Raw genomic sequence first — 12,389 nt, 5'->3', positions numbered from 1 at the left:
GAGCACAGGCATCCCGCCAATTTGGCCGCAGCGTGCTCGTCCTCAAAGAAAGCGGTTGGAAACCTTGGGGTTGATGCGGCGGATCTTGCGCAAAGTCTGGTAGAGGGTATTCGATTTCATCACAATGTAGCGCGGAGAAACGGTGCCGCCGAAGCCGGAATAGAGCAGGATGGAGCCGGCACTGGCCACACCATCGAAGTCGAAGACCAGCCCCATCGAGGCGGCGCTTTTCATGGCACTCCAAATCAGCAGGGGGATCGCGCAATTGCCGCTGTCGACCGTGCGTGTCGATAGCATGTAGTAATAGGATCTGGCGTCCCAGACGCAAAAGATAGCCGCCCTGGCATCGCCTCTGTCATCCACAGCGACGCGGAAATGGCCACGTCCGCGATCGAGCGCCCTGGTGACGACATCCGTGCAGGTCGCGAAGTCGATATTGGGCTTGCCCCCTCTGGCCCTGAGATTGGCGCTGAAAAAGCGAAAGAATGCCGGCGGGTCCATCGTGTTCGAGACGCCGTAGCGTTCCTCCCCGCGCCGGATGACGTTTCGGGTCTTGTCCCGCATCGCTTTCCACATGACCTCCTGAGGCGCCGGACCGACTTCAAACGTGAACTGAGCCGTCACCTCGAAATCTTCGGCCTGAAAAGCCAGCACATCCTTGACGTTGTGGTGGAGCTTCTGACGGAATGAAGAGAACTGCGGGAGCCTGCGGATGAGCTCGCGTGTGATCGCCTGACGCCTCACGAAGCGGTTTGGCTCGCTACCCGATCCGTCGTTGATGCCCGGGCCGAGAAAGTGGGTAAGGGTCGGCATATTGATGCTATGCAGGCCGAGTCTCGTTTCCTTGACATAGGGCAGCCGGCCCACTGTCCGCCCACCTTCGGTCACCTCGGAGATCTCGGCTCGCCCCTTCGTCGCGGCGTCGAGCCACCAGTGCTCGTGAAATATTGTCGGTATCAAAGGATCCAGCACTCCGGGTCTCCTCTAAAACAAACATCCGCACTTGCTTCTTCTAGTTGGTCAGTTGCTGCAGCATCCCCAAAGTATCTCCCGTTCAGGTGCGCGGCAGCCCATGGGACATGTGCAGTTCAAAGGACGGTGGCGGTTTCACGGCTTCCGGCTGGATCCCACTTTTCATTCGCATTCAAACAGGTGTTGCAATAGTGCGGACGAAACTGCGGACGATGAAATATCCTCATAGCACAATCGAGCGCACTTCAAAATAAATCAACACATTTTTCCGACACAACAGAACTTCTGAAATAAGATCGTTCTCTATATTTCCAAAGTGGAGATTTCACATGCGAATATACAGCAATGTGACGTTTGAAATTGCCAATCATCTCGAGGAAGGGGCGCAACCTATCGAAAATGCCAAGCTGAACGATGACATAAATATTGTCGCGCTGACGTACATGGCCCGCGTCTTCGACGCGATCGGAACATTGCCCAATAAGCGAGGCAGGAACGGGCGAGCCGGCGCTTCAAGCATTGGCTCGTTCATTCGGCGATAGAGTTTTCGGCAGCGGCCGCCTCCGGTCCTTTCCGGAAGCGGCCGAACCCAGCCGACTTACTTGGCGTTCTTGACGAATTCCGTCGTGTAGGTCCTCGACAGGTCGATGGACTTGCCCTGAACGTTCTTGGAAAACTCGGAAAGAACGGCAAGAACGGTCTTCGGACCGTCTTCCGGCATCACACCATCAGGCGTGAACATCGCCTTGCCGTTTTCCAGCGCCTTCACATAGCCGTCCTTGTCGCCGACATAGAAGTCCTTAGGCATCTTGTCGGCAATCTCGGCGGCCGAATGGGTGTTGATGAAATGCAGCGTCTTGACGAAGGCGTTCGCAAGCTTCTGCGTTTCCTGCTTGTGATCTTTGACCCACGATTCCTGCATGTAGAGGGATGCAGCCGGATAGGTCCCGCCCAGTGCCGCCCTGGTTCCGTCCATCGTGCGCATGTCGATGAGGACCTTGGCCTCGCCGGTCTTCAAAAGACGCGAGACCGTCGGCTCGGTCGTCATGCCGGCCTGGATGGCGTCCTGCTGCATGGCGGCGATGAAGGTCTGGCCGGCGCCGACCGGAACGGAGGTGAATTGCCCAAGCTTCAGGCCGGCCTTGACGGCCAGATACTGCGTCAGGAAATTGGTCGAGGAACCAAGGCCCGTGACGCCAAGGCTCTTGCCCTTGAAATCGGCAGGGGACTTGATCTCCGGATGCTTGGCCGAGACCAGTTCGACTTCGCCGGGCGCCTGGCTGAACTGCACGACCGATTCGACGAACTTGCCCTTGCCCTGGAGATCGATGCAATGGTCATAGAAGCCGACGACGCCCTGGACGGCGCCTGCAAGCATCTCGTTTTCCGCATCGACGCCCGCAGGCTCGTTGAGAAGCTCGACGTCAAGACCCTCTTCCTTGAAATAGCCGAGCCCTTCGGCAAGCTTGGCCGGCAGGTAGATCTGCTTTTCGTAGCCGCCCACCATGATGGAAATCTTGCCGGCCGCCTGCGCCGCCGTCGTCGCGAACGAGGCTGCGGCTAGCGCAAGGGAAAAAGCCGTCGAATATTTGAGAATGCTGGATGCACGCATGAAGTCCTCCTCACCATTGATGTGCCGCCGATTGATCACCGCGCGGCACGCGCTTCCTCCTGAAGCTCGACGAGGCTAGCGCCAGCAACCTTTCAGTCAGCTTTCAATGGAACAGCGAGCGCAGCGAAATCGAGGCTTTTGTCTTTGCCGTGGCAGCGAACCGCCGAACATCGCAAGACGGCTGACGCTTGCGGCGGCAGCAGAACCAATCAAAGGCTGATCGGCGAGGGTAATCGCGCAATCGATGAGAGCAGACCGGACGATCCCTGGCAAGACCGGCTGTCTGGGTGACAGCGGATGCATCATTCCGAAATCGCGGCGCTCAGCTCTTGCCGAAGCCGGTACGCCGGAGCAGATTGCAATGACAACGGAGATGGACCCATGGCACAGGACGACACTTCGGGCTCCAATGCGCAGGGTATCGCCCCTCGCTGGACATCCAGCGCGAAGAGCGGTGTCGGTACGGCACTCTCGCCGGCTTGCCACATCTGGTTCACGCTCAGCCACGGCATCCTCAACGAAGTTTATTTTCCGCGCGTCGATTGCGCCTGCACCCGCGACCTTGGCCTGATCGTTACCGGTCCGGACGGCTATTTTTCCGAGGAAAAGCGGGATAGCGAAAGTGTCGTCACAACGATCGAAGATGGCGTTCCGGCCTATCGGCTCGTCAACACGGCACTCGATAGGCGCTACCGCCTCATCAAGCATATTATCGTTGATCCCGTGCGGAGCAGCTTGCTTCAGCAGATATCGTTCGAAGCGCTGCAGGGAGAGGTTCACGACTATCGGCTCTATATGCTTGCCGCCCCGCATCTGATCAATGCCGGCCGCGGCAATACCGGCTGGGTGGGCGACTACAAGGGCACGCCGATGCTTTTCGCGACGGGCACGCACGGCGTTGCGCTGGCGCTTGCTGTCAGCGGCGGATGGAAAACGGCCTCTGCCGGCTATGTCGGCATTTCCGACGGCTGGCGCCAGCTGCAGAACGCCGGAGAATTGGATCCGCGCGTCACCCACGCAGTCAACGGCAACGTTGCGCTGACCGGCGAAATCGATCTTACCGCCGGCAGCGATACCGTCCTCCTCTCGCTTGGCTTCGGAAACCGCCCGGAGGAAGCGGGCTACAATGCGCTCGCCAGCCTGCAGGCCGGCTACGAGGAGGCGGAGCGCTCCTATGTCGCCGACTGGCGGAAATGGCAAAGCACCCTGCTGCCGCTGGATGAACCGAGGGCGCCGCCGCCTGAGCTCAACCGCTATCGAATATCGACCGCCGTTCTCGCAACGCATCGGCCCCTGTCCTTCGAAGGGCCGGCAGTCGCCTCGCTGTCGATTCCCTGGGGCTTTGCCAAAGGCGACGAGGATCTTGGCGGCTATCATTTGGTCTGGCCGCGCGACCTCGTCGAGACCGCCGGCGGTTTCCTTGCGGCCGGCGCCCCGCAGGATGCGCTGCGCATCCTTGCCTATCTTCGAGCGATCCAGGAGGCGGACGGGCATTGGCCGCAGAACGCCTGGCTAGACGGTGAGCCCTACTGGACCGGCATACAGATGGACGAGTGCGCCTTTCCGATCCTGCTTGCCGACGCGCTGCGCCGCGAGGGAGCGCTCACCGGCGATGCTCTCCTGTCCTATGTCTCGATGGTTGAACGAGCGGCGCGCTATGTTGTGGTCAATGGCCCGGTAACAGGCGAGGATCGCTGGGAAGAGGATGGCGGCTTTTCTCCCTTCACCCTCGCCGTCGAGATCGCCGCGCTGCTCGCCGCCGCCGATATCCTGGAAATTGCGGGCCGTAATCACGATGCAGACTACCTTCGGCAGACGGCAGATGCCTGGAACGACCAGGTCGAGCGCTGGACCTATGTCGCCGCCGATACAGCCACTGCCGACCTCGGGGTCAAGGGATATTATGTGCGCATCGCCCCGCCCGATATTGCCGATGGCGCTTCGCCGGCCGACGGCTTCGTACCGATCAAGAACCGACCGCCGGCGGATTCATATCTGCCGACGGCCCGCGTCGTCAGCCCGGATGCCCTGGCGCTGGTCCGGTTCGGATTGCGCGCCGCCAACGATCCGCGCATCCTCGACACGGTGAAAGTCATCGACGCACAGCTCAAATGCGACCTGCCGCAAGGGCCGCTATGGTATCGCTATACGGGCGACGGCTATGGCGAGCATGACGATGGCGGGCCATTCGACGGCACCGGCATCGGCCGCCTCTGGCCCCTGCTTGCCGGCGAAAGAGCCCATTACGAGCTTGCGGCCGGCAAGCAAGAGGCCGCGGTCGCATTGCTCAGCGCTCTTGAAGGCTCCGCAGGGCCGGGTGGCCTGCTGCCCGAACAGGTCTGGGACCGACCCGATCTCCCCGAACGAGGTCTTATATTCGGCAAACCTTCCGGAAGCGCCATGCCGCTCGTCTGGGCTCATGCCGAGCATATCAAGCTGCTGCGTTCGCTGAGAGACAACGCCGTCTTCGACATGCCGCCGCAAGGCGTCGAACGCTACATCAAAAACAAGACGACCGCCCCCTTCATACTCTGGCGTTTCAACAACAAGACATCGCAGGTTCTTGCCGGCAAGCGCCTCAGGATCGAGGTGATGGCGAAAGCCGTCGTCCGTTGGAGCTCCGACGGCTGGAAAAGCAAAGGCGATATCGAAACTCGCGAAAACGGCTTCGGCATCGACGTGGCGGAGCTTGCGACCGAGCGGCTGGAGAAGGGAAGTGTCATCGCCTTCACCTTCTATTGGCCCGATACCGACCATTGGGAAGGGATGGACTTCTCGGTAGCAGTGGTCGCAGGCACTCGCTAGACGTTATTGGCAATAGACGTACCTTGAGGAGTCATGCATCGTGAGTGCCAAACTAAAAGCGCCCAAGCAACCGACGTCCACGACATCGAAAGATCTCGTCGTACTCGCAATCGATCTTGGCGGTTCGCATGTCAAAGTACGCCTGAGTTCGGGTAGCGACCGGCGTGCCGCTGTCTCCGGTACGGCAATGTCGGCGCAAAAGATGGTGGAGGCTGTCAAGGAACTGACCGCCGACTGGCAATATGACGTCATCGGCATGGGCTATCCCGGTCCGGTCACCGACAACAAACCGGCGCTCGAACCACACAACCTGGGTCCCGGCTGGAAAGGCTTCGACCTATCCGCAGCTTTCGGCAAGCCTGTCAGGCTCGTCAACGATGCGGTCTTGCAGGCAATCGGCGGCTATAACGGCGGCAATATGCTTTTTCTTGGATTGGGTACGGGGTTGGGTTCGGCAATGATCGTCAATTACGTCTGCTTGCCCATGGAGCTGGCCCATCTGCCCTACAGGAAGGATGAGACGTTCGAAGATTTCGTCGGCGAGCGGGGCCTCGAAAAATACGGCAAGAAGAAATGGCGCAAATCGGTGGAGAAGGTCGTGGGCAAGCTGCAAGCAGCATTGCTGCCGCATGAAACCGTCATCGGTGGCGGCAATGTCGGAAAGCTCAAGACGCTGCCTGAACGCTGCCGCGCCGGTGACAACGAAAATGCCTTTCTCGGCGGCTTTCGGCTGTGGAAGGACGAAAGCTTGCGTTTCTAGAGCATGATGCCGAAAAGCGTGGTCGGCTTTCGGGCGGCACCATGCTCTATTTCCTTGCTTTAAGTCGCAGCGCCGACGGCGGAGCCGCGAGCACTCATACGCAACAGATAATAGACGGCGCCTCCAATACCGACGCCGAAGAACCAGCCGTAGGTCCCCCACCACTCCGGCAGGATTGATGTGAAGGTCGGCAGGATCGACGAGAACAGCGCACCGATCACAAGGGCGATGAAGGCATTTCTGTGCCAGCCGTTCTGGAAGCGAAACTCGCCGCTTTCGTGGTAGAGCGCCGCAACGTTCAGCTCACCTTTCCGGATCAGATAATAGTCCACCATCATGATCCCGAAAATCGGCCCCATGCTCGAACCGATGAAGTTGACGAAATGCGCGGCACTCGTCTCCCACGGCGCGAAAGGATAAAGCACCAGCGCGATCAGGGCCGCAATATAGCCGCCGCGCTTGAAGCTGATCTGCCGGGGAAAGACGTTCGAGAAATCGAACGCCGGCGAAACGAAGTTCGCGACCACATTGATGCCGAGCGTTGCGACCGCGAAGGTCAATGCAGCAAGCAGTGCCAGGAACCAGCTGTCGAATTTCGCCGAGATCGCTTCGGGATGCAGAAGTACTTCGCCATAGACGGTGAAGGCCGCCGTGGTTGTCACGCCGGCCACGAGGCAGAAGGCGAGCAAATTGATCGGCAGCCCCCAGAGATTGCCCTTGCGCAAAGTCTTGGTGTCCGTGGCATAACGTGAAAAGTCGCAGAAATTCAGGTAAAGCGCTGCGAAATAAGTGATCCATGTGGCCGCGACAGCGGCAAGCGCCGGCAAGGATCCCGGCTCACCAGGCACGCCGGCATCCTTCGTCTTTTCAAGCAGAACGTCGCGCGGTATTTCACTGCCGAAGGAAAAGGTGCCAGACTTGACGACAAGATAGACCGCAAGCACCAGCATCATGATCCAGACGGCAGGGCCGGCCAAGTCCTGAAATTTGCGCACCGTTTCCATGCCGCGCTGGATGATCAAAAGCTGCAGCGCCCAGACGACGACGTAGCAAATGACCTCCAACGTCGAATGGCCGAGCATGTGGCTATTCTGATGGAATGCGAGAATGTTCTCGTTGCGGATGAGAAGGGCGACGATGGCGCCTGACGCCGCCGCGGTCTGGGCGCCATACCAGAAGCAGGCGACGACGGCCCGCACCAGGGCGGGGACATTTGCGCCGAACGTTCCAAACGAGGCACGAGCGAGAACCGGGAAAGGTACACCCGTTTTAACACCGGCATTACCGACCAGGCTCATCAGGAAAAAGATGACCAGCGAGCCGATACCGATCGCGATCACAAAATTGAGGAAGCTGCCGCACAGCAGGAAAAGGCTCGCCGCAAGATAATATCCCCAAAGGCTGTGAACGTCTGAGGTCCACACATTGAAGATACTGAATGCGCCCCACTTCCTCTCCTCGGCGGGCGCCAGATCGTCATTGTACAATGAAGGTGATGGATTTTGTATTGTCATTCCCCTCTCCCCCGTCTTTCGCGGTTTGTCAGAACCTTCCGGCACGCGTAAGGCCCGTTCGATTTGGTGCTCCACTCTGGATCGTCCGATGCCAGGCAGAGTACTCGCGAGCTGATTGTCGCCCATAGCTGCCTGAAATCAACCTTTTCCAGCTGGATATCGAAACTCGGCCCCAACTGCTCACTTGACCGAAAGCGGTCGGCAAACACCAACCGAATGTCCTAAGTAAGTGTATCATATCACACCGCGTCGATCCGGCGCTTTTTTATTGCCGATTGCTGTCTGAACCGCTCAAGCTCGGCAAACGGTATGGAAGCGCTCGATGCAGGTGGTGAGAACCTCCTCGCCCGGCCGCTTCCACCAATTATTCTGAGAGAAAATCTCCACTTCCTGCGGACCGAAAAAGCCAGCCTTCTCAATCTCCGCGCGGATGCGCTTGAGATCGATGACACCGTCGCCCATCATGCCGCGATCGAGCAGCAGATCGGTGGTCGGAACGAGCCAGTCGCAGATATGATGTGCGAGAATCCGGCCACCGGCACCGGCCCGCGCGATCTGTTCATGGAGCTTCGGATCCCACCAGACGTGATAGACATCGACGGCGACGCCGATGCCTTCACCCAAAAGATCGCAAATATCGAGCGCCTGCTCCAGCGTGTTCACGCAGGCTCGATCGGCCGCGTACATCGGATGCAGCGGCTCGATCGCCAGCGGAATCCCCGCACTTCGGGCATGGGGCAGGATGGCGGCAATGCCGTCGGCCACCATCTCGCGGGCATGAGCGATATCCTTCGATCCTTCCGGCAGACCGCCGACGACGAGAACGAGGCAATCTGCATTGAGCGCCGCCGCTTCGTCGATCGCGCGCTTGTTGTCGTCGATCGCCGCCCCCCTGCCCTCCGCATGCGCGGCAGGAAACATGCCGCCGCGGCAAAGCCCGGTGACTTTCAGCCTGTTGTCAGCAACGATGCGGGCGGCTTCCGAGAGCCCGATCTTGTGCACCTGATCGCGCCAGGGGGCGATCGCAACGATATCCTGCTGCAAGCAGGCTTCCACCGCCTGGCGCATGTCATACTGCTGGCGCACCGTCGCCAGGTTGATGGACAGACCCTCTATCGCCATCGCGATCTCCTCCTCCCCCGATCCCTTTTTTCCTCTATTCGATGCCGACGGTGGCAAGGACCGCCCTCATCCGATAGGTCGCCAGATCCGGATCGCGTAGCACGCGCGCCGTATCGGCGAGGCGGAACAGCTCCGAAAGATGCTGGATCGAACGGGCGCTCTGCTGACCGCCGAGCATCTGGAAATGGTCCTGGAAGCCATTGAGATAGGCAAGGAAGACGACGCCGGTCTTGTAGAAGCGCGTCGGTGCCTTGAAGATATGGCGCGACAGCGGCACAGTCGGCGCCAGGATCGCATGGAAGGCGTCGAGGTCGTTTTCGGCGAGCCTCGCAAGCGCCGCACTCGCCGCCGGCGCTACGGCATCGAAGATGCCGAGCAATGCATGTGAATAGCCTTGTTCGTCGCCGGCGATCAGTTCGGCATAGTTGAAATCGTCGCCGGTATACATCTTGACCGACGGATCGAGCCGCCGGCGCATGACGATTTCCTTCTCCGCCGAAAGCAGCGATATCTTTACGCCATCGACCTTAACCGCATTCTGGTTGATGATCGCGGTCGCGGTCTCCATGGCCCGCATGTCGTCGGCCGATCCCCAGTAACCTGCCAGCGCCGGATCGAACATCGAACCGAGCCAGTGAATGATGACTGGCTCTTTGACCTGACCAAGAATGCGGTCGTAGACCCGGATATAGTCGTCGGAGCTCTTGGCGGCCGCGGCAAGCGCCCGGCTTGCCATCAGGATGACACGGCCGCCCTGCCCTTCTACATAGGCGACCTGTTCCTCGTAAGCGCGGATGACGTCATCGATCGTGACATCGGGACCGGGCTGGAGGTGGTCGGTGCCGGCGCCATAGGCAATCACCGCATCCGGTCGGCCGCGGGCCGCCGACTGCGCGTGCGCGATCAGCTCCTTCGCGCCGGCCCAGTCGAGACCCATGCCGCGCTGGGCGGTGTCCATCGCCTCCGCCACGCCGAGGCCGAGGCCCCAAAGATATTCACGGAAGGCAATGGTGCGTTCCCAGCCGATGTTGCGATCGAGCCAGGGATCGTTGTCCGCCAGCGCGTCGACAACGACATGCGCAGCGGCATAGGCCACGCGATTGAAGCGATGACCGCCGACCGGCTTCACAGGCGCGATCAGCGGTTCGTTCACAGGGGTGAAGGCGGCGATGGCGCCGCCCGCCATCGGCAGGCGAAGACTTTTCGTCATGAAACCAATCTCCTAGCGAGCCGAAAGAGAAGGCACGTCGATCCAGCGGCGCTCCGCCCAGCTCCTTTGCGCAAGCTCTGCCAGCTGCACGCCCTTGGCGCCCTCGCGAAGCGTGAACTTCCACGGCGCGTCCTCGGCCACATGGCACAGGAACTGTTCCCACTGCGCCTTGAAGCCATTGTCGAAGGCCTGCGTGTCCGGCACCTCTTCCCAGGTGTCGAAGAAATTGATGGGCTGCGGCTGATCGGGGTTCCACACCGGCTTCGGCGTATTGACCCGGTGCTGCGTCCAGCAGCGCATCAGGCCGCAGACGGCCGATCCGTGGGTGCCGTCGACCTGGAAGGTGACGAGATCGTCGCGACGAACACGCACCGCCCATGACGAATTGATATGGGCGATGACACCGCCTTCAAGTTCGAAGGTGGCATAGGCCGCATCGTCGGCATCGGCGACATAGGTTTTGCCGTTCTCGTCGACGCGGCTTGGAATATGCGTCGCTCCAAGGCAGCTGACGGATTTGACCTCGCCGAACAGATTGTCGAGCACGTAGCGCCAGTGCGGCAGCATATCGAGGATCATGCCGCCGCCATCCTTTTTGCGGTAGTTCCACGACGGGCGCTGTGCCTTCACACCCCAATCGCCTTCGAAAACCCAATAGCCGAACTCGCCGCGCACCGAGAGGATTTTGCCGAAGAAGCCGCTGTCGCGCAGCATGGCGATCTTGCGCAGTCCCGGCAGAAACAGCTTGTCCTGGACGACACCGTTCTTGACGCCGCGACGTTCGGCCGAAGCCGCAACCGACAACGCTTCCTCGAGGGTCTCGGAAATCGGCTTCTCGCAATAGACATGCATTCCGGCGGCAATCGCTTTCTCGAGGAGCTCGACACGCATCTGCGTCGAACCGGCATCGAAGAAGATCGTATTGCCCGGATCGGCAAGGGCGGCGTCAAGATCGGTCGTCGTCTTCGAAAGACCGTGCTTGCGGGCGACCGCCTCGATCTTTTCGGCATTGCGGCCGACAAGCACCGGCTCGGGCATCAGCCGGTCGCCGTTCGACAGCAGAACGCCACCCTGTTCGCGAATTGTCAGGATGGAGCGCACCAGATGCTGGTTATAGCCCATGCGGCCGGTAATGCCGTGCATGATGATGCCGATTGGCTTCGTTGCCATGAGTTCTTCCTCCCGTAAATAACTATATAGTTACATAACTGACACGGCGAAGCCATACTGTCAACGGCCATCGACAATGGCTGCCCTGGCGGTGATCCGTCGTTGCTGAGCTGGTCTCCCCGAAAATTCTAGGGGCGCAGATAGGCGAAGATCACCTCGACGATATGTTCACCCCAGGCGTCGATTTCGGCCTTGTCCGAGAGATTACGGCGGAAGATGGTGGAAAGCGTCCAACGGTTCGTCAGGAAGAACGAGCCGAGCGCTGCAATGCTCATATAGATCTTGACGGGATCGCAGTCGTTGCGGAACACGCCCGCCGCAGCACCGCGGTCGAGCAGGCTGGAAATCTCGGAGACCAGTGGTGAATGCAGTTCGAAAATGCGCGCCGAACGCTTCAAAAAGCGTGCCTTGTGCATGTTTTCCGTGCTGAGAATCCCCAGGAATTCCGGGTGGTCCAGGAAATATTGCCAGGTGAAGACGACCAGCTCCCGCATCCCGTCGGCGGGCGAGCGATGCGAGAGATCGAGCCGCGCTTCCGCCGAGCGAATGGCGATATAGCTGCCTTCCAGAACGGCGACATAAAGCGCATCCTTGCCGCCGAAATAATGGTAGAGCATCCGCTTGTTGATCTTGGCGCGCTCGGCGATCGCATCGACGCGGGCGCCACCATAACCGCGCTCTGCAAATTCCTTGGTTGCGGCAGCCAGAATAGCCTTGCTGGTGCGTTCGGCGTCCCTGAGGCGGGGCCGTTCCGAAGCGGTGCGCGAGGAGGTTTTTTCTGCATTCGCAAGGTCTGCGCTCTTGGCGCTGCTCTTCACGGTCTTGGCTTCCGACATTCTGGCTCCCGGCGGCATTTCGTAAGGCTTATGCGGCCCATCCTCGCGCCGATAAGTAACCGATCATCGCATAAGTTGACAGCCCCTGGCGAATCGAGAGCATTAGTAACCATATGGTTATATCGATTTAAGTGCTGATATCGCAGCAGATGCCGACCGGAAAGGGGTGAATGGCGCCGCTGCCGCAACCATTCGAACGAATGGCATTGACAGAGCCGGACAGGGTGACGACCTTGCTTTCCAACCTCATCCGGGCCTAGAGAACGGTAGGCTAGCGACACCGGGTGAGCATGATCAAAAAGCAAATCGCAATCATAGGCGGCGGCCCTGCGGGACTAATGGCGGCGGAAACCCTATCCCTGTCCGGCCATCATATCGCGATCTATGA

The 12,389-nt window shown here is 59.8% G+C and carries 10 protein-coding genes; 3 read left to right on the top strand and 7 right to left on the bottom strand.

Annotated features, from left to right (window positions below; translation table 11 throughout):
• Window positions 1-42 precede the first annotated feature (42 nt).
• Together Q4Q11_RS15515 and Q4Q11_RS15510 are read right to left on the bottom strand one after the other, a co-directional pair.
• Window positions 43-972, bottom strand: coding sequence for a GNAT family N-acetyltransferase (locus Q4Q11_RS15515; RefSeq protein ID WP_498570041.1), 930 nt, complete (start codon window positions 970-972; stop codon window positions 43-45).
• 598 nt (window positions 973-1,570) lie between these two features.
• Window positions 1,571-2,584: an ABC transporter substrate-binding protein gene (locus Q4Q11_RS15510; protein WP_498570040.1), complete on the bottom strand. Its 1,014-nt coding sequence runs from the start codon at window positions 2,582-2,584 to the stop codon at window positions 1,571-1,573.
• A gap of 381 nt (window positions 2,585-2,965) precedes the next feature.
• Here Q4Q11_RS15510 and Q4Q11_RS15505 point away from each other — a divergent pair, with 381 nt between their 5' ends.
• Entirely contained in the window at window positions 2,966-5,389 is a 2,424-nt protein-coding gene (locus Q4Q11_RS15505) for a glucan 1,4-alpha-glucosidase (RefSeq protein WP_498570039.1), read from the top strand.
• A 40-nt stretch (window positions 5,390-5,429) separates the two neighbouring features.
• A complete protein-coding gene (locus Q4Q11_RS15500; RefSeq protein WP_498570038.1) occupies window positions 5,430-6,149 on the top strand; it encodes an ROK family protein in 720 nt (239 codons plus the stop codon).
• A 59-nt stretch (window positions 6,150-6,208) separates the two neighbouring features.
• On the opposite strand, the gene Q4Q11_RS15495 is transcribed toward Q4Q11_RS15500, so the two are convergent.
• The 5 genes from Q4Q11_RS15495 to Q4Q11_RS15475 all read right to left on the bottom strand — a co-directional run bounded on the left by Q4Q11_RS15495 (window position 6,209) and on the right by Q4Q11_RS15475 (window position 12,001).
• Window positions 6,209-7,663: an NCS1 family nucleobase:cation symporter-1 gene (locus Q4Q11_RS15495; protein WP_498570037.1), complete on the bottom strand. Its 1,455-nt coding sequence runs from the start codon at window positions 7,661-7,663 to the stop codon at window positions 6,209-6,211.
• A gap of 291 nt (window positions 7,664-7,954) precedes the next feature.
• Window positions 7,955-8,785, bottom strand: coding sequence for a sugar phosphate isomerase/epimerase family protein (locus Q4Q11_RS15490; RefSeq protein ID WP_498570036.1), 831 nt, complete (start codon window positions 8,783-8,785; stop codon window positions 7,955-7,957).
• A 34-nt stretch (window positions 8,786-8,819) separates the two neighbouring features.
• Entirely contained in the window at window positions 8,820-9,995 is a 1,176-nt protein-coding gene (locus tag Q4Q11_RS15485) for a dihydrodipicolinate synthase family protein (protein WP_498570035.1), read from the bottom strand.
• Between the two features lie 12 nt (window positions 9,996-10,007).
• Window positions 10,008-11,165, bottom strand: a complete 1,158-nt coding sequence (locus Q4Q11_RS15480; RefSeq protein WP_498570034.1) for a Gfo/Idh/MocA family protein — start codon at window positions 11,163-11,165, stop codon at window positions 10,008-10,010.
• A gap of 128 nt (window positions 11,166-11,293) precedes the next feature.
• Window positions 11,294-12,001, bottom strand: a complete 708-nt coding sequence (locus tag Q4Q11_RS15475) for a TetR/AcrR family transcriptional regulator (protein ID WP_112509389.1) — start codon at window positions 11,999-12,001, stop codon at window positions 11,294-11,296.
• Window positions 12,002-12,291: 290 nt separating this feature from the next.
• Here Q4Q11_RS15475 and Q4Q11_RS15470 point away from each other — a divergent pair.
• The coding region (locus Q4Q11_RS15470; protein ID WP_498570059.1) for an FAD-dependent monooxygenase at window positions 12,292-12,389 on the top strand (98 nt) is incomplete at its 3' end.

It is taken from the genome of Rhizobium sp. UFLA01-1127 (genome assembly GCF_059803845.1).
The sequence above is the reverse complement of the archived record's forward strand: the minus strand, read 5'-3'. Positions and strand labels throughout refer to the sequence as shown.